Origin of the sequence: Sphaerisporangium fuscum (genome assembly GCF_018531465.1) — a bacterium.
Lineage (GTDB): Bacteria > Actinomycetota > Actinomycetes > Streptosporangiales > Streptosporangiaceae > Sphaerisporangium > Sphaerisporangium fuscum.
In genome coordinates this window covers 245,756-263,383 of record NZ_JAHDTF010000003.1, presented here as the reverse complement: position 1 = coordinate 263,383, position 17,628 = coordinate 245,756, and the positions used below count along the sequence as shown (strand labels likewise).

Annotated in this window: 16 protein-coding genes; 4 read left to right on the top strand and 12 right to left on the bottom strand. The window is 70.2% G+C overall.

What is annotated here, in order from left to right; all coding sequences use genetic code 11:
- Nucleotides 1-39: 39 nt before the first annotated feature.
- On the bottom strand, nucleotides 40-2,235 hold the full coding sequence (locus KIK05_RS04035; RefSeq protein WP_308249754.1) for a chorismate-binding protein: 2,196 nt from the start codon (nucleotides 2,233-2,235) through the stop codon (nucleotides 40-42).
- A 406-nt stretch (nucleotides 2,236-2,641) separates the two neighbouring features.
- On the opposite strand from KIK05_RS04035, the gene KIK05_RS04030 reads away from it, so the two are divergent.
- The gene (locus tag KIK05_RS04030) at nucleotides 2,642-3,856 is read left to right on the top strand and encodes a cytochrome P450 (RefSeq protein ID WP_214409154.1); all 1,215 of its coding nucleotides are present in this window, start codon (nucleotides 2,642-2,644) and stop codon (nucleotides 3,854-3,856) included.
- 38 nt (nucleotides 3,857-3,894) lie between these two features.
- Here the strand turns inward: KIK05_RS04030 and KIK05_RS04025 are convergent, their stop codons facing one another.
- A complete protein-coding gene (locus KIK05_RS04025; protein ID WP_250562191.1) occupies nucleotides 3,895-4,221 on the bottom strand; it encodes an acyl-CoA-like ligand-binding transcription factor in 327 nt (108 codons plus the stop codon).
- Between KIK05_RS04025 and KIK05_RS04020 the strand changes: the two genes are divergently transcribed.
- A complete protein-coding gene (locus KIK05_RS04020) occupies nucleotides 4,170-5,003 on the top strand; it encodes an SDR family oxidoreductase (protein ID WP_372455565.1) in 834 nt (277 codons plus the stop codon). The genes KIK05_RS04025 and KIK05_RS04020 overlap by 52 nt on opposite strands.
- A 210-nt stretch (nucleotides 5,004-5,213) precedes the next feature.
- Here the strand turns inward: KIK05_RS04020 and KIK05_RS04015 are convergent, their stop codons facing one another.
- From KIK05_RS04015 to KIK05_RS03990, 7 genes are all read right to left on the bottom strand, one after another.
- Nucleotides 5,214-5,618 carry a hypothetical protein gene (locus KIK05_RS04015; RefSeq protein ID WP_214409152.1) on the bottom strand — a complete coding sequence of 135 codons (405 nt, stop codon included), beginning with the start codon at nucleotides 5,616-5,618 and terminating at the stop codon, nucleotides 5,214-5,216.
- Between the two features lie 65 nt (nucleotides 5,619-5,683).
- A complete protein-coding gene (locus KIK05_RS04010) occupies nucleotides 5,684-6,508 on the bottom strand; it encodes an SDR family oxidoreductase (RefSeq protein WP_214409151.1) in 825 nt (274 codons plus the stop codon).
- A 159-nt stretch (nucleotides 6,509-6,667) separates the two neighbouring features.
- On the bottom strand, nucleotides 6,668-6,796 hold the full coding sequence (locus KIK05_RS47925; RefSeq protein WP_284681191.1) for a hypothetical protein: 129 nt from the start codon (nucleotides 6,794-6,796) through the stop codon (nucleotides 6,668-6,670).
- Nucleotides 6,797-6,928: 132 nt separating this feature from the next.
- Nucleotides 6,929-7,354, bottom strand: a complete 426-nt coding sequence (locus KIK05_RS04005; protein ID WP_214409150.1) for an NUDIX hydrolase — start codon at nucleotides 7,352-7,354, stop codon at nucleotides 6,929-6,931.
- A 129-nt stretch (nucleotides 7,355-7,483) separates the two neighbouring features.
- Nucleotides 7,484-7,759, bottom strand: a complete 276-nt coding sequence (locus tag KIK05_RS04000; protein WP_214409149.1) for a DUF397 domain-containing protein — start codon at nucleotides 7,757-7,759, stop codon at nucleotides 7,484-7,486.
- Nucleotides 7,711-7,929 (bottom strand): DUF397 domain-containing protein, encoded by a 219-nt coding sequence (locus KIK05_RS03995; protein WP_214409148.1) that lies wholly within the window; start codon nucleotides 7,927-7,929, stop codon nucleotides 7,711-7,713. Before KIK05_RS03995 ends, KIK05_RS04000 begins: the two co-directional genes overlap by 49 nt.
- A 21-nt stretch (nucleotides 7,930-7,950) precedes the next feature.
- Nucleotides 7,951-8,802: a helix-turn-helix domain-containing protein gene (locus tag KIK05_RS03990; RefSeq protein ID WP_250562190.1), complete on the bottom strand. Its 852-nt coding sequence runs from the start codon at nucleotides 8,800-8,802 to the stop codon at nucleotides 7,951-7,953.
- A 264-nt stretch (nucleotides 8,803-9,066) separates the two neighbouring features.
- Here KIK05_RS03990 and KIK05_RS03985 point away from each other — a divergent pair, with 264 nt between their 5' ends.
- Nucleotides 9,067-9,420 (top strand): ATP-binding protein, encoded by a 354-nt coding sequence (locus tag KIK05_RS03985; RefSeq protein ID WP_214409147.1) that lies wholly within the window; start codon nucleotides 9,067-9,069, stop codon nucleotides 9,418-9,420.
- A 573-nt stretch (nucleotides 9,421-9,993) separates the two neighbouring features.
- Here KIK05_RS03985 and KIK05_RS03980 read toward each other — a convergent pair.
- Both KIK05_RS03980 and KIK05_RS03975 read right to left on the bottom strand, forming a co-directional pair.
- A complete protein-coding gene (locus KIK05_RS03980) occupies nucleotides 9,994-11,688 on the bottom strand; it encodes a ThuA domain-containing protein (protein WP_214409146.1) in 1,695 nt (564 codons plus the stop codon).
- Nucleotides 11,689-11,750: 62 nt separating this feature from the next.
- The gene (locus tag KIK05_RS03975; RefSeq protein ID WP_214409145.1) at nucleotides 11,751-14,567 is read right to left on the bottom strand and encodes a carbohydrate-binding protein; all 2,817 of its coding nucleotides are present in this window, start codon (nucleotides 14,565-14,567) and stop codon (nucleotides 11,751-11,753) included.
- A 336-nt stretch (nucleotides 14,568-14,903) separates the two neighbouring features.
- On the opposite strand from KIK05_RS03975, the gene KIK05_RS03970 reads away from it, so the two are divergent.
- Nucleotides 14,904-16,163, top strand: a complete 1,260-nt coding sequence (locus KIK05_RS03970) for an ROK family transcriptional regulator (protein ID WP_214409144.1) — start codon at nucleotides 14,904-14,906, stop codon at nucleotides 16,161-16,163.
- A gap of 19 nt (nucleotides 16,164-16,182) precedes the next feature.
- Here the strand turns inward: KIK05_RS03970 and KIK05_RS03965 are convergent, their stop codons facing one another.
- Entirely contained in the window at nucleotides 16,183-17,316 is a 1,134-nt protein-coding gene (locus KIK05_RS03965) for a phosphotransferase family protein (protein WP_214409143.1), read from the bottom strand.
- Between the last annotated feature and the right edge of the window lie 312 nt (nucleotides 17,317-17,628).

Sequence of the window (17,628 nt, the reverse complement as noted above, 5' to 3'; positions counted from 1 at the left end):
GGGGGGCTACAGCGGCATGTCGCATGTATGGCTCTCATCTCAGTAGGTGGGTGCGGGGTCTCCCCCGCGTGAGGGCATCCGGCGCGCGGGGATCACCTTCGGCGTCCGCCGCGCCGGCCGCGTCCCGGCCGCCCGCTGGGAGGCCCAGTGCCGGGCGATGGACGTCTGGTAGGCGCGCATCGGCGCGGCCGTCTTGAGCAGCATCTCGGCGTACTCCTTGGCCGAGTCGGAGCCGAGGACGATCGCGCCGCCCGCGCCGAGGTGCATCCGGCCGCCGGTGAACACGGCGGTGCGGTTCACGACGTTGAGGTCCGCCCCGCCGCCGCAGCCGAGGTAGCCGATGGCGCCCGAGTAGACGCCGCGCGCCTCGGTCTCGAGCTCGTCGATGATCTCCATGCTCCGGTGCTTCGGCGCTCCGGTCATCGACCCGGCGGGGAAGCACGCGCGGACGCAGTCGATCGCGTCCGCGCCCTCCCGCAGTTCGCCGCGCACGGTGGAGACCAGGTGGTGGACGGTGGCGTGGGTCTCGGTGACCATCAGGCTCGGGACGCGGACGGTGCCCGGCGCGCACACCCGGCCGAGGTCGCCGCGGAGGAGGTCGACGACCATGAGGTGCTCGGCCTGGCTCTTCTCGTCCCGGGCCAGCGCGTCCCGCAGCCAGGCGTCCCGCCGGGGGTCCTCGCTGCGCGGCGCCGTCCCCTTGGCCGGCTCGGCCTCGGCCACGCCGTCCCGGCCGACCCGCAGGAAGCGTTCCGGGGACGAGCAGGCGACCTCGACGCCGGGGAACCTGAGGAAGGCGGAGTAGGGCGCGGGGTTGGTGCGCCGCAGCGCCCGGTAGAAGTCGTAGGAGTCCTGCGGCGCGGGCAGCCAGACGCCGTCGGTAAGGCAGATCTCGTGGCTGACGCCTTCCCGCACCGCCCGCTTGCACAGCTCGACGTCGGCCAGATACCTCTCCCTGTCGCGGGTCAGCCAGAGCTCCGCGGCCGTCGCGTCCGCGGTGACGGGCGGCGCGGGCGGCGGCTCGGCGGGGAGCGGGACGGCGCAGAGCCGCAGGACCGTCTCGTCCAGCCAGCCGGCGGCCGTCCGCTCGCCCTCCGGGGTGTCCTCGGCGAGGCAGAGCAGGTAGGTGAGGTTCTCCTCGTGGTCGACCGCGACGAGCCGGTCGGCGAACAGCCAGCAGGCGTCCGGCGTGGGGGCCCGGTGCCGGTTCGGCGACCCGCAGTCGGCCTTGAGCTCGTACCCGAAGTAGCCCACATAGCCGCAGGTGAAGCCGAAGGGCAGCTTGGGCGCCTCGATCCTGCGCCGGGCCAGTTCCCGCCGCAGGTAGTCGAACACGGTGACGCGCTCCAGGCGGGGCGCCTGCCCGGGCCGTTCGATCCGGGTCACGCGGCTGTGGACGTCGTAGCGGACGAACTCCGCCAGCGGTCCAGCGCCGTCGCCGAAGAACGAGAACCGTGCCCGTCCGGGCTCGACACGTGAGCTGTCCAGCCAGAACGCGTGCGGCGAGCGGGCGTGCAGGCGGCCGAAGGCCTCCTCCGGGTCCACCGCGTAGCCCATCGTCCGCGTGTGCAGCCGGTACCCGCCGAGCGGGACCGTCGCCTCCTCCGCCGCCGGCTCCCGACGATGGGGCCGCTTGTCGCGCGGGACGAACAGCCCGGTGGCGTACGGGCGGCGCTGGGCGGTGAAGTCGCGGAAGTTCGAGAGCATCCGGTAGCCGAACTCGGTGAGGACGGAGTCGATGTGGAACTGCACCCCCCACAGCGGGCGCGTGCGGTGCCGCAACCCCATCAGGACGCCGTCCTCCGCCCACGCGGTCGCCTCCAGTGTCGCCGGCAGCGGCTCCGGTACGTGCAGCGAGTGGTACCGGACCGCGGTGAACCCCTGCGGCAGCCCGCGGAACAGGCCGCGCCCGCTGTGCCTGATCGTGGAAAGGTGACCGTGGCGCGGCTCGGGGGCGGGCTCCACCAGGGCGTGCTCGGCGACGGCGATCCCCTGGTGCCCGAGGGATACGCCGAGCACCGGCAGGTCGCAGCGCTCCGTCAGCCGCGCCGCCGCGCCGAAGTCGCGCAGGTTGGCCGGATGCCCCGGTCCCGGGGACACGATGACGTTGTCGAAGTCGCGGAGATCGATGTCCGCGAACTCCGGCGCGTCGTTCAGGAAGACCACCGGCTCGCGCCCGTTCACCTCCGCGACAAGCTGCGCGAGGCTGTACGTGTACGAGTCGTAATTGTCGATGATGAGCGTCTTGATGCGACTGCCCCTTCCTCGCGCTCCCTCCGTTCTCCCTGAGGTACGGGGACTCGTCCACAGTGGTTCACACGATTTCCGTGCGCGGCGGACGCGATCTCCGGCCGCTCACAGTCGGCATACGGGCCGCTGCCGTCCGACGACGGCACCACGTGGCTGGGCACGGCGCTGCTGGTCCGGGCGCCGGATCCGGACGCGGCACGCGCCCTCCTGACCCCTGACCGGTACGCCGGCATCGAGGTCCACGACTGGGAGTTCGGCGGGCGGCGGTGATGACCACCTGACCGTGGCCGGGTGACTCGGTCGGAAACGCGTATTGACGGGTGGCCCGGCATTTCGTACGTTCCGCGTGGGCCTTCTTCTGGGCGCCGCCCCGAGCCGGAAGGGGGGTGCGATGACCACCGAACCGGATCGAGACGCGACCTGGCCGGACATCGTGCCGGGACCACTCGCCACGCCGTCACCGGAGTTCGCCCGCAGGCGCGAGTCGGGACCGCTGGAGCCGGCGGCCATGCCCAGCGGCGACCGCGTTCCACTGGCGGTCAGGTACGAGGACGTCCGCGCCCTGCTGGCCTCCCCCACCTCCAGTCGCAACCTCCGCCTTCCGGGCCTGCCGCGGTTCGTCAGCGGCATCGGCATCGACGACGACCCGGACGCGCTGATCAACCAGGACCCGCCGGAGCACACCCGGTACCGCCGCATCATGCAGGGCACCTTCACCCCGCGCCGGATCGAACCATGGCGCCCTCGCGTCGCGGAGATCGCCCAGGAACTCCTCGACGGCCTGGGCGACGAGTTCGACCTGGTCCAGGGCTATGCGCTGCAGCTCCCTGGGCGGGTGATCTGCGAGATGCTCGGCGTGCCGCTGGACCACTACGGGCAGTTCGTCGCGTGGACGGACATGTTCCTGACCACGTCCACCGTCACCGAGCAGGCGCGGTACACCGGTTACGCCGACTTCATGGCCTACTGCGCCGACCTGGTCGCCCGGCATCGCGCGGAGCCCGGCGCGGACCTCATCGACCTGCTCATCCAGGCCAGGGACGAGGACGACCGGCTGTCGGAGGGCGAGCTGGTCAACACGGTCTTCTCACTGATCACCGCCGGGCACGAGACGACCGCCTCCATGATCGCCCGCGGCGTCTTCCGGCTGCTCCTGCATCCCGCCCAGTGGGCCGAGCTCGTGGCGGATCCGGCCCTGACGGCCACCGCGGTCGAGGAGATCCTCCGCTTCGACGGGCCGCCCGCCAGCGCCTTCATGCGCCGCGTCACCAAGGACACCGACGTGCCCAGCGGCCGGATCGGCGCGGGGACGGTCGTCATGCCGGAGCTGAACGCGGCCAACCACGACCCGCAGGCGTTCCCCGACCCCGGCCGGTTCGACATCCACCGTTTCACCCACCACCCGCCCCATCCCCATGTGGCGTTCGGGTACGGCCCGCACCGCTGCCTGGCCGCCAGCCTCGCCAGGGTCGAGCTCACCGAGGCGATCAGAGCCCTGGCCACCCAGCGCCCCGCCCTCCGCCTGACCACCTCCCCCGAGTCGGTGACCTGGACCGACGGCCTGGTCTACCGCCCGGTCGCCATGCACGTGACCGTGCACGGGTGACGCACGTCGTGCAGCGGGCCGGGCACCGGCGGGGGTCTTCATCGACCAGAGTCACCAGCCACGGGGGTCAGAGAGAGGGCGCGCAGGTCGTCGAAGGCTTGGAGGAGGTGTACGTCCAGGCTCTGTGAGGGGTCGTCGATCCAGGCTTGGGCCGCTTGGTGGAAGGCGGCCCACCCGGTTCGAGCGGCCAGGCCGGCGAGCCGGTCGGCGACACCGCGCTGCCGCAGCGCTTCCGCCACAGCTTCAGTGATCGACGCGGCCTTGGCCAGGTCCCGCTCGCGGAGTGCCGGCGTCGCCGCGATGACTTGCAGTCGTGGTTCCGCAAAGCGCCGGTTGTCCTCAAGGATGTGTTCGACTTTTCGCAAGGCGCAGAGCAGTAGCCGGCTCCCTGGACGACCTCGACAGTCTGCGCAGCGGCGCCGAAGCCGCCGACGGAGTCCTGCACATGGCCTACGGCGGCGATTTCTCCGATCTCGACGACATGACGAGGCGCGACCGGACCGCGATCGAGACGCTCGGCCGGCCGCTGGAACACTCGGGCAGGCCGCTCATCGTCACCTCGGGCACCCTGGTCATGCCCGCCGGCCGGGAGAGCACCGAGAAGGACGAGCCCGACGCGACCGGGATCGCCGCCTTCCGCATCGCCGGGGAGCGAGCGTGTCTGGACTTCGCCACTCGGGGAGTGCGCGCCGGCGTGGTGCGCCTGGCTCCCACCGTCCACGGTCCCGACGACCATGGTTTCATCCCCATGCTCATCGCCACCGCCCGAAAGACCGGCGTATCCGCCTACCTGGGAGATGGCACCAACCGGTGGCCCGCGGTGCACCGGCTCGACGCGGCGGTCCTGTTCCGTCTGGCAGTGGAGAAGGCACCTGCGGGCAGCGTTCTGCACGGAGTGGCCGAAAGCGGCGTCACCTTGAAAAGCATCGCAGAGGTGATCGCCCGGGGCCTGGACGTGCCCACGGTCTCGCTGACCCCCGACGAGGCCGCCACACACTTCGTCAGCCCGTTCATGGCCATCGCCTACGGCTTCGACGGGCCTGTCTCCAGTTCCTACACCCAGGAGTCGCTCGGCTGGTCGCCCGCGCACCCGACACTGCTCGAAGACCTGGAGCACGGCGATTACCTGGTCACGCCGGCCACCTGACCTCCCTGACGATCATCAACGGGGATCAGAGACACCTTCTCAGACGCCCACTACCGCGAGGTGGCGAGAAGGCGATCAGTCCGAGGACGGGTCTGGACGGCGTTCACCACCTCGTGGGCCAGGTGCCCACGATCACAGTCCGGAGCCGGAATGACGAAGCCATCCAAGCTCGGTCCCGCCGGGGTGTGCTTTGGCCAGGCGCCGCGCCGGTCAGCCGGAACTGGTCGGTCCGGGAATGTCGATCCAGCGGGCGGCCGCGTCGAAGGTATCCGTCGGGGTGCTGTTGAAGGCGATAGCGGCGTCGGGAGCGTGTCGGCGTACCAGGTTGACGACCTGCTCGAACAACTCAAGCTGATCTTCGGACTTCCGTATGCCACCGCCGATGACGACGCACTCCCAGGGCCGCGCGCGCAGGGTACGGCCGACGATCGTCTCCACGTCGTCGCTGCCGTCGAGGCCGAACAGGCAGGTCTCGACGCCGACGCCGTGCTCGGCGAATCGGGCTACGCCGACCTCGATCGCGTCGGCCACCGGCTTCGGGTCCCAGGGCCCGGGAATCCGATACGGGTCAAGGCCGATCACGAGGACGCGGGGTACCGGGGCTGTTGTGTCCACACCCGGGACCTTACGTCACAGGGGTCGCCGCGCGTGGCTGTGAGCTGCAGTCGACGCCGCGGAGGTCAGGCCGAACCCAGAAACTGCCGCGCGCCGCGCAGCCTGGTCCGAAGCCGTCCTTGAGTCATGCCGCACTCCAAGCGCACGTCTATCGGGCCCGGCACGTCGGTGTCCGCCCGCCGGCCTGAAGGGAGCCGGCCCGCGTCGAGTCCATCACGCCGGGCGATGAGCAGCCCCAGCTCGTACCGGCTGATCGCGTCGGTTCCGGCGACATGGTGGACGCCGTGATACTCCGATGTGGCGAGTTCGAGGAGCGCCGCGGCGAGATCGACGACGTGCACGGCACAGCGCACGTCGTCGGTGAACAGCATTCCCCTCGCCCTGCCGGTGGCCAGTGAACGCACCAGCGCCTCGTGGGGAGAACCACCGTCACCGATGATCAGAGATGTCCGGGCTATCACGGCGGTCGGCGCGATCGCGCTCACCGCCGTCTCGGCAGCGGCCTTGGCCGCACCGTACGGGCTGATCGGGTCGGGCAGGCACGTCTCGTCATAGCGAATCGCGGCGCCGGAGAAGACCGCGTCGCTGGAGACGTGGACCAGTCGCCCACCGGCGGCAGAGGTGGCGAGGGCCACGTTCGCGGCTCCGATCGCCGTGGTCGCCCAATCGGTCTGCCGGTACGCGGCGTTGATGACCACGTCCGGCCGGAGCGCGCCGATCAGCGCGTCGGCGTCCTCACGCCGGCGCACATCGAGCGGCAGCCAGTCGACACCGGCGGTCTCACCCGATCGGCTCAGGTACGTCGCGGCCACCTCGTGCCCGGCCGCCGAACACTGCCGAGCGAGCTCCCTGCCGAGAAAACCGCTGCCACCGACGATCAGGACCCTCATGGCCGGTCACCATACTTGACCAGTCACCATGGCGCGGGCCTCGGCGTCCCGGACACTATCGACAACCCGCCCAGCCGTGCACCGGACAGGTGGTGCGCAGATCGCCGACCGAGGGTGGGCCCGACGAGCTGACGAAGAGACCCAGCTGCGCAGACGATCTCATTTCGTCCGCGCAGCTGGGTAGGCGCCTCGATGCCCCACTCGCCCGGCCCGGTCGGCCAGGGTGACCACGACCACCAGGGTCGTGGCCAGCAGACCGGTGACGAGCGCGGGGGCCGGGGAGAACACGGCCGCCAGGACACCGACCGCGACAGCGGGAAATGCCAGCTGTTCGGCCCCGCTCCGCCGCTGAGGCCGGACGTGCACGGCCCTGAGCCGTCCACGGCGCCTCAGGCGCCACCCTGTATGGCGCGGTATGGCTCAGATTTCGTGACGAGTCTCGACGAGGGCTCCTGCTCGGACGAGCAAGGGAAGCACCTGGTTGCGAACCGCAGGGGCCAGGCGAGGTTCATAGCGGTCACGCCCGTCGGTCCACCCCAGGGCGGCGAGCTCAGCGGCAGGCGTGGGACGTCCGGCCAGTCTGGCCGTGAAAACCATCATGCGCATCGGCACGCCCTCGAGCGCGGCCATGTCCTCGACCTGACCAAGCAGGTCCATGTCGCGCGGCGTGACGCCGAGTTCCTCGTCCAGCTCCCGAAACAAGGTCTCCTCCGGGCTCTCCCCCGCCTCGGGCTTTCCCCCGGGTAGGTAGAACACGTCCGGCGCGGCCTTCTTACTCACGACGAGCAGGCGTCCTCGATCGACGACGGCCGCGGCCACCACATTCAGCACACCGTCCCTGAACATGCCTGTCAGCATCCCAGATCGGACGAACCGGCTCGGTCACCTTTCGCGCCAGGTGGGCCAGCCCTTGACGGGCCTGGTGTGGGTCGTGGCGGTGGCAGGGATGGAAGGGGTCGGCGGACACTGCCGCTCCTAGAAGTCGAACTCGTCCGCACGAACGCCAGCGAGGAAGGCGTCCCATTCGGCTCGCGTGTAGATGATCACCGGCCCATCAGGATGACGACTGTGCCGCACGGCGATCCGCCCCGACCCGTCCAATGAGGGACCCGCCTCGACACAATTCGGTCCGACGTCCGGACTAAAGCTGCTGATGTGCCACGCGGCAAGAGGCCCAGGCTCAACGGCGGACACTGCCGCTCCTAGAAGTCGAACTCGTCCGCACGAACGCCAGCGAGGAAGGCGTCCCATTCGGCCCGCGTGTAGATGATCACCGGCCCATCAGGATGACGACTGTGCCGCACGGCGATCCGCCCCGACCCGTCCAGCAGCGGACCTGCTTCTACGCAGTTGGCACCTCCATTAGGACTGAAAGTGCTGATGTGCCAGGCGACCTCAGATTGTGGTTCGTAGGTCGACATCGACTCTGCCTCCACTCGCGACTAGCGAAGCCTGTCCGAGACCGTCCGGATGAGCCTCAGGGACTGCTCCACGTCCAACGCACACTGACGAATACGGCGATATTTCAATGTAAGCCGGTTAACGCCCTCACCTTCAACGTAGATTCCACCGGCAGGACTGTCCACGAAGGCGACCTCTGGATACGGGTCAGGCATGTCGAAGAGCATAAACGCGCCCTCTGGACTGATGTGCCCGGACGTGTACGAAAGGACCCGGATGTCGATGTTCGGGTGCCGAGCGAGCTCTACCAGGTGCTGCAATTGTCCTTTGAGGACGCCAGGGTCTGCCGAGCAGCGATGCAGAAGACCTTCATCAAGGATGGCTTCGATGTGCGGCGGTTCCGGGGCGTCCAGAATCTTTTGTCGCTCCAACCGGAATCGAACGCCCGAGGCCACCTCCTCTGATGAGAGCTCGGCGTCGGCCACTCGAATCACCGACTCGGTGTACTCATTCGTCTGGAGAAGCCCCGGCACGACCAGCGCATCGAACGAATGGATCTTCGCGGCACGGGACTCCAGCCAGGCGTAGTCGACGATGCTCTTGGAGAGCTCCTTCGAATAGTCGTCCCACCAGCCGGTCTGCCACACCTCCGAAGCCAGACGCAGAAGTGCGTCTCGGCGTTCGCGGTCTGCGACGCCATATAGATCGAGCAATGCCCTCACATCAGGAGTACGGGCCGGGTACAGACCTGTCTCCAGTCGGCTCACCGTGCCGCCGTCCCGCTGCATGTAGTTGCCTGCATCCGAAAGCGTGAGATCGGCCGCCTCCCGCAGTTCTCGCAGCTGACGCCCCAGCCACTGCGCCCTCAAGGTCATACCGCGCTTGCCCGCCAAGATCGCTCACCCTCCATATCTGCGGATAGCAGGACGCTACTCGTAGCCATCAGTCCATCGCACAGGGTTGAAGAGGTTCACTCAAAAGCTGTGCAGGCTTGCAGATTGAGTGTCATCGTGCGTAGCAGCTTGCACACGGAGCGTGCTGGTGAATGGTCACCAGCGGCCGACCTGGAGGTCAGAACATGGAGTTCGGGCGGACGGTGTTGTTCGGGGGCGGAGAGCGGTGGGGGGGCGGGGGAGGATGCGGCGGAGGTGAGGCCGATGTCGCCGATGTGTTCGCAGCGCTTCCCCAACGCCGCGTCCCAGGTGCGGTCGGCCCGGTCGTTCGTCGCCGGGCTCCTCGGGGACGGGCACCCGTGCCGGGACGACGCGGTCCTTCTCACCAGCGAGCTCGCGGGGAACGTCGTACGGCACGCCGTCGAGCTGGACTTCCTGGTCTCGGTGGCCTTCGCCCCCGGCCGGGTGCTGGTCGCCGTCGAGGACGGCGGCTCGGCGAAGATCCCGACGCTGCTCGAGCCCGGCGCGGACGAGACGAGCGGACGCGGCCTGCTGCTGGTGAACAGCATCGCGGCCAAATGGGGCTTCCAGCGGGACTCGTCCGGAACGCTCGTCTGATTCAAGCTCGCCGAGGCCGAGCAGACCTGCGTTGAGCTGGATTCCGTGCGCCGGCTCCCGGAATGACCGCCGCCCGTCGCGACGGACCTGCTCAAGAGGATGAACCAGCAGGTCGCCGCGTACACCGGCGGCGGCCGGCTCTGCCTCGACCCGCAGATCGTCGTGACGGCACCGGAGATGGATCAACGATGCCGACACCACACCTGTGCGACCGCACCGACACACCCGGCGCGAAAAGGAGCGCCGGCCTGGATACGACCGCTCGGCCGACGGGCCGCCGGCCTGTTGTGCCCCCCCTGTACGCAGCTTCAACATCGACACGGAAAGGCTTGTGAGCTGCCTTATTGCGTCAGGGTGCAAAGGCTTTGACCGGCGGATCCGCCTCCAGCATGCTCTTGAGCGGCCTCCGGGGAGGAGGGCCGAGGGCGGGGCAAGGGGCCGGTGGTCCCTGCTCGGCGGCGGCGCCCCGCCCTCGTCTCCGCCCGCCGTCCCCGGCTCAGGGACGGCGGGCGGCCGGGGACCGAGAAGCGGCTGCAGACCTCCGGTCCGTACACGCCGGTGCCATTCGTCGGCTCACCTCGTGACCGTGAAGGTGTCGACGTCGAACAGGTAGTTGCCGCCGCTGCCGGTGAAGACGAGGTACAGCGGGCCTGAGGCGGAGCCGGTCAGGGTGGCCGAGACGGTCTGGAAGGTGTCCCAGCTCCCGGTCACCGGCACGTTCACCGAGCCCAGCAGCGTCCCGGTCGCCGAGCCGGAACGGACCTGGATGCTGCCGCCGGAGCCGGCCGAGGACACGCGGGCGCTGAACGACTTGAGTCCGGTGGTGTCGACGCCGGCGTAGGCGGCCCAGTCGCCGTTGTTGATGTACCCGGCCGTCCTGCCGCCGCTCGCGCCGCCGTGGTCGGTCGGCTGGACGCCCGACTGCGAGGTGTACGTCTCGCCCTCGACCGTCGTCGTCACCGGAGGCTGCGTGCCGCCCAGTTCCTTGACGCGGATGTTGCGGAACGACACCACGTCGCTCCCGCTGTGGTTCTGGATGCCGACGTAGCCCTGCTGCAGCGACCGGGCCGGGTCGGTGTTGGTGAAGTCGTTGATCTTCACGCCGTTGAGGAACACCTGCAGCCGCTCCCCCTCGACGAGGATCTCGTAGGTGTTCCACTGTCCCGGCGGGTTCAGCGCCGCGTCCCGCGCCGCGGTGTCGGGGGCCTTGAAGCCGTAGACGGCGCCGGTCGTCCTGTCCGGGGTGTCGGTGGCGTCGATCTGGATCTCATAACCGTTGTGGACGGCCGAGTTCGGGTCGCCGGAGGCCGGGAACCCGACGTACACGCCGGAGTTGTCGTCGCCGTTCATCTTCCAGTCGAGTTTCAGCGAGTAGGAGTGGTACTCCTTGGCGCTGTACCACAGCAGGCCCATCCCGCCCTGCGAGGTCAGCGTGCCGTCGCTGTTGGTGAACGAGCCGGGCCCGGCCTGCGACCAGCCGGTGGTGGATCCGTTGTAGATCGCGGTGTAGCCGGTCTCGGGGCGGCAGTCCGCCTTGACCGCCCCGGCGGCGTAGCGGATGCCGCCGAGCAGCAACGACCGGAAGGCGGGGTCGGCGTACGACTCCTGGGTGTGCCCGAGCCCGGTGTAGAACGCCCGGCCGGAGGCCTGCGGGTGGCACCAGGTGATCGGGTGGTCCCCCATGTCGCCGCCGCTGTAGCTGCTCTCGTCCATGCTCTGCAGCACGTGGACGGTGGATCGCGGGTCGGTGCGGTAGTTGTACCACTCGTCGCCGCGCACCCAGGCCGGGCCGAGGTGGGCGGTGGCGGCGTGCGCCCGGTCCTCGGTCTTCACGGTGGCCTGCTGGATCGCCGGATGGCTCTTGAACCAGGCGCCCATCATCTGCCCGTACCACGGCCAGTCGTACTCGGTGTCGGCGGCGGCGTGCACGCCCACGTAGCCGCCTCCGCCGTCGATGTAGGACTGGAAGGCGGACTGCTGGCCGTCGTTCAGCACGTCCCCGGTGGTGCTGAGGAACACCACCGCCTTGTACTGGGCGAGGTTGCCCGGGGTGAACGCGCCGGCGTCCTCGGTCGCGGTCACCTCGAAGTCGCCTGCGGCGCCCAGGTCGCGGATCGCCTGGACGCCGTTGGGGATGGAGTCGTGCCGGAAGCCGGCGGTCTTGGAGAACACGAGCACCTTGAAGGCGGCGGCCTGGGCGGATGTGGCGGGGATGACGACGGCGGCGGCCATGAGGGCCACCGTGGCGAGCGTCAGACGTCGCAGCATTGGGGGGTCCTTCCGTCGCGTCGCCCGGCGCGGCCCGTCGTGGGCCGCGCCCGGGGCGCACGTCACGTCGTGATGGTGAAGGTGTCGATGTCGTACAGGTAGCCGGTGCCGCTGCCGGTGAAGACGAGGAACAGCGGGCCTGAGGCGGAGCCGGTCAGGGTGGCCGAGACGGTCTGGAAGGTGTCCCAGCTCCCGGTGACCGGCACGTTCACCGAGCCCAGCAGCGTCCCGGTCGCCGAGCCGGAACGGATCTGGATGGTGCCGCCGGAGCCCGCCGAGGACACCCGGACGCTGAAGCCCTTCGCCCCCGCCGTGCCGACCGTGGAGTATCCCGCCCAGTCGCCGTTGTTGATGAAGCCCAGCGTCCGGCCGCCGCTCGCGCCGGCGTGGTCGGCGGGCTGGACGCCCGACTGCGAGGTGAACGCCTCGCCCTCGGCCGTCTGGCTGCTCCCGCCGGAGGTGTCGAAGGTGAAGGCGTCCAGGTCGAGCAGGTTGCCCTGGCCGGTGACGCCGTGGAAGACCAGGTAGAGCGTGGTCGTGCCGGTGGGCGCGCCGCCGAGGTTCGCCGTGGCGTCCACGAAGGTGTCCCAGCCGCCGGTGTTGGCGACGTTCACCGTACCGAGCAGCGTGCCGGTCGCCGAACCGGCCCGCACCTCGATCCGGCCGCCCGGCCCGCCGGACGAGACCCGCGCGGTGATCTTCGTGGCGTTGGACAGCAGGTAGGACTGGAAGGAGATCCAGTCGCCGTCGTCGGTGAAGCCCACCGTCCTGCCGCCCTCGGCCCCGGCGTGGTCGGCCGTCTGGACGCCCTGCTGGGCGCCGAAGTGCTCGGCCTGCCGGTGGCGCGGCTGGAGGACCCGCTTGCTGTGGGAGGTGAGCCCGCCCGCGTCGGTGTAGGAGGCGTCGAACACGCCGAAGATGTTCGCCGCGGCGTCGTGCTCACCGTCGGCGGGGACGGCGATTGACCCGGAGCAGCCGGTCCTGGAGGTGATCTGGTGCTCGTGGTTGTCGTGTCCCAGCAGGTAGGTGACGGTGACCTTCGAGCAGTCGACCGTGCCGTCCTCGGGGTCGCTCACCCGCACCTGGAACGGCACGGTGTCGCCGAACGAGAACAGCCGGCCGTCGGCGGGAGTGGTCAGTGAGACCGCCGGGGCGGTGTTGCCCGCGGTGATCACGACACTGGCCGTCCCGGTGAGGCCCTGCGGGTCCTTGACGGTGAGGGTCGCGGTGAAGGTGCCCTTGGCCGTGTAGGTGTGGCTCGGGTCGGCCGCCGTGGAGGTGCCGCCGTCGCCGAAGTTCCACGAGTACGTCAGCGCGCCGCCCTCGGGGTCGGAGCTGCCGGCCGAGGAGAAGGTGACCGCCAGCGGGGCCGGGCCGGACGTCTTGTCGGCCGACGCCTTGGCGACGGGGTTGCGGTTGGCGCCGCCGATGTACTCGACGCGGTAGAGGGCCTGGTTGTCGCCGCCGGTGCCGTAGTCGAGCACGTACAGGGCGCCGTCGGGGCCGAAGGCCATGTCCATGACCTGGGTGCCGGTCCACGGGAACGCGCTGATCTCACCGTAGGTGCCGTCGGCCTTGACCTCGATCGCCTTGATCCACTGCCTGCCGTACTCGCCGGCGAAGTAGCGGCCGTCGAGCGACTGCGGGAACTTGACGCGGGAGTTGAGGGTGGCGTCGTAGCGGTAGACCGGGCCGCCCATCGGCGATTCCGAGCCGGAGCCGAACTCGGGCGGGGAGCCGGAGTCACCGCCGTACCTGATCCAGCTCGGCTTGGCCGGGGGCAGCTTGGTCAGGCCGGTGTTGCGGAAGGAGTTGTTGGCCGGGCCGCCGGCGCAGTCGTACTTGGCGCCGGAGGGGCCGTTCGGGAAGGTGTACTGGTTGTAGGTCTCGGCGGTGGTGTTCGTGCCGGTGCAGTAGGGCCAGCCGAAGTTGCCCGGGGCGGTGATCCGGTCGAACTCCACCTGGCCGCCCGGTCCCCGGTCGGGGTCGCTCACCCCGGCGTCGGGACCGTAGTCACCCAGGTAGACGATGCCGGTGGCCTTGTCCACCGACATCCGGAACGGGTTGCGGAATCCCATCGCGTAGATCTCGGGCCGGGTCCTGGCCGTGCCGGGCGGGAAGAGGTTGCCGCTGGGGATGGTGTAGGTGCCGTCGGGCTGCGGCTTGATGCGCAGCACCTTGCCGCGCAGGTCGTTGGTGTTGCCCGAGGAGCGCTGCGCGTCGAACTGCGGGTTGCGGTCGGTGCGCTCGTCCAGCGGCGAGTAGGCGTTCGACTCGAACGGGTTGGTGTCGTCGCCGGTCGTCAGGTACAGGTTCCCGGCCGCGTCGAAGTCGATGTCGCCGCCGACGTGGCAGCACTGCCCCCGGTCGTTGGGCACCTCCAGCACGACCTTCTCGCTGGCCGGGTCGAGGGTGTCGTCGGCCTTCAACGTGAACCGCGACAGGTTCAGATGCCCCTTCCACTGGTCGAACTGCGCCTGGGTGCCGCTGGTCGGTGCGTCGCCGTCGGGAGTGCCGAGGCGGGGCGAGTAGTACAGGTAGATGTACCGGTTGGTGGCGAAGTTCGGGTCGGCGGCGACGCCCTGGAGGCCCTCCTCGTCGTGGGTGTAGACGTCGAGCTTGCCGGCCACCTTGGTGGTGCCGGCCGCGTCGGTGACTCGCACCGTGCCGTCGCGGGCGGTGTGGACGACCGAACGGTTCGGGAGGACGGCCAGCGACATCGCCTCCCCGAGCTCCGCGCTCCCGGTCGCCAGCGCGACCTGCTGGTAGTCGGAGGCCGGGATGGGCGACGCGTTCGCCGCGGGAGCGGTGAGCGCCAGGGTTCCAGGGGTGATCAGCGCCATCGTGGTCAGCAACGTGAGCCACGGACGTCGGGACATGGGGACTTTTCCTTCCTGACTTGAGGAGCTCAGTCAGGCAAGGCGCGCGCCGCCGCGCTGTTGCCCTTACGCCCAGAGGGTGCCGCCTCCGGTCCCTCGAGCCGGTTGTCCAGTTCTTACGGACCGGCTGCAAAGGAATTCACCGGTTTCTAACACAGGGGATATCCCGCTGTCACCCCCTCGCGTTCGGGCACGTAAAAGTGCGTTATCAAAGCGTTATCATGACGGGAGCGCTCCCACGCTTGCCGCATGTCGCGAACGCGGCGTTAGATTCGGCGAGTCATGCGAATTAAATTTCCTCCGTAAGCCAGCGACATCCTCACGCAAGGAGGCGCGGTGCTGGCGCAAGACGACGACAGATACCCCGGTGGAGCCCGCGGTGTGCCCGCCGACCAGGCCCTGGTACGCCGGGCGAACCTCTCCCTGGTCCTCCGGCATCTCGACGAACACGGTCCCCGCTCCCGTACGGCGCTGGCGGCGGAGACCGGCCTGAACAAGACCACCGTGACGAGCCTGGTCAACGAGCTCCAGGCCCGCGGCCTGGTGAAGGAGATCGGCCCGCAGCACGCCGGCTCGGTCGGCCGGCCGGGGCTCGCCCTCGCCCTCGACGGCGCCCGCGTCGCCGCGCTCGGCCTCGAGGTCAACGTCGACTACATCGCGGCCTTCGCCGTGGACCTGGCGAGCCGCGTGCTGCTCGACTGGCGCGTCTCGTTCGACGCGATGTGCGCGGCCCCCGCGCGGTCGCTCGACGAACTCGCCACGATCGCCACCAAGGCGATGGGAGAGCTCGCGGCGCTCGGCGTCAAGGTCGCGGGCATCACCGTCGCCGTCCCCGGGCTCATCGACACCCCGACCGGCACCGTGGTGGTCGCGCCGAACCTCCGCTGGTACGGCGTGAAGGTCGCCGAACGGCTCGCGGCGCCCGACGTGGCGCCGGGGGTGCCGGTGAGCGTGGCCAACGACGCCAACCTCGCGGCGCTCGCCGAGTACACCATCGGCGTGGCGGCCGGGACCCGCGACCTGGTGTACCTGACCGGCGAGGTCGGCGTCGGCGGCGGCGTGATCACGGGCGGGCGGCTGCTGTCCGGCGCCGACGGCTTCGCCGGCGAGGTGGGGCACGTCATGGTCGACCCGGCCGGCGAGCGGTGCGGCTGCGGGCGCACCGGCTGCTGGGAGACCAAGGTGGGCCTGGCCGCGCTGGTCAGGATGGTCATCCCCGACCGCGCCTACGGCCTGCCCGGCGGGGTGGTGCGCGACCCGGAGGAGCGGCTGGCCGAGATCGAGATGCGGCGGGCCGCCGGCGACCCGCGGGTCGACGAGGCGGTGGCGGAGGTGGGCCGCTGGCTCGGCCGGGGGGCGGCCACGCTCGTCCACCTGTTCAACCCCCGCGTCATCGTCCTCGGCGGCTACTTCGCCCGGCTCGCCGGGCGGCTGATCCCCATGGCCCAGGCCGAGCTCGACCACCTGGGCATGGCCGGCCCCACCGGCCGCTGCTCGTTCGCCGCCTCGGGCCTCGGCTTCGGGGCCGCCTCCCGGGGCGCGGCCGGGGTCGTGCTCACGCGCGTCCTGTCCGACCCCACCATGATCTCCCTCTGATCTTCGCCGCCGTCCCCTCTCACCCCCCATGCTCCCGTCCGCCCGTCCGGGCGAGTCCGCGCGCCGGCGCCGTTGCCGCCGACCTCGGCGTCGCCGCGGAGGTGCCGCTCGTCCCGAACGGGCGGACGGGTCCACTCCACCACTTCAGGAGGCCACTGGTATGACGACGGGAGTATGGCTGGTCGGCGGCCGGGGCTCGGTCGCGGTGACCTGCCCGTACCGCACGGCCTGGCCGACCAGTGGCGGCTGCTGTGCGACTTCGCCCAGCAGGCCCAGGAGCCGGCCGGCTGGAGGGGGCGGTCCAGTGGCGTTCGCCCGGATGTGGGACGGGGTCCGCCAGGCGTCCGAGGGCCCAGGTGAGGTGGAACCACAGCACGCGGGCCTCCCAGGCCGGTGTGCTCGTCGAGGTCGCCTCGCCGGTTTCCCGCCGGTAGCCGTCGAGCATGGCCGGGATGCCGGTCAGGGGCATCTTGGCGAAGTCGGCGGCAGGGTCGGCCCACTGGGCATCGCCCCAGTCGACGATCCCGCTGAGCCTGGCCGTTCCCGGGACGACAAGGAGGTTCTGCGGAGCGACGTCGCCGTGCACCAGGACCACGCCCGGGTCCGCGGGAAGACGCGCCGAGAGCCGGTCGAACCAGCCGGTGAGCCAGCGGGCGGCCTCGGCGTCGATCCAGCCCGCCACGAGAAGGCGGTCGGTGAGGGTCCAGGGGTCCTCCGCGCCGTCCTCCACGGGGACGGCGGGAAGGTCAGGCGCGGTGGCCGGGGACAGCCGGTGCAGTTTGGCCAGTTCCCTCCCCACCTGGTGGAAGACAGGGCCGGTGTCGGCGATGGGCTGGTCGAGGCATGCGAGGTCTGCTCCCGGCGCTCGGGCGAGCACCATGTACGGCACGTCCACCACCGAACAGGTGTCGTCGAAGGCGACGACTTCCGGCGTCCGCACGCCCGCACCCAGGGCGGCGGGGATGACCCCGGCCTCCTTGACCAGATCCGGGAGGAACCGCTCGGTCCGTGGGACGCGCAGGACCAGGTCGTCCCCGAGAAGGAAGACACGGTTGGCCACCCCCGCGGGAAGGGGCCGCACCTGCTCGGCGGTGATCCCGTACCGGCCGGCGATGGCGGCCAACGTCTCGTCGCCGGTCTCGTACTCCAACATGACCGAGCATGCTGACACAGGCGGCCCGGCTCCGTCTCGCCCTTTTCCTGCAGGCTCTCGCAAATTCGCGACTGCAAAGAGCAATAGCTTGACAGTCACTTCGAGACCGGTTCGCCGCCGGGCGCCGACAACGCGGGCGCCTCCCCCTGATCGCCGACCGCGACGCCATCGGCCCCTGGGAGTCCTTCGACCTGGTCACCACCTGGCACGAGAAGGCGAGGTCAGGGCTGCGGAGGAAGGAGGGAAGTGGTAGACATGAGGGACAGTCATATAAGGGGGGGACCGAAACTCGTTCGGGCTGGGGAAATGCGC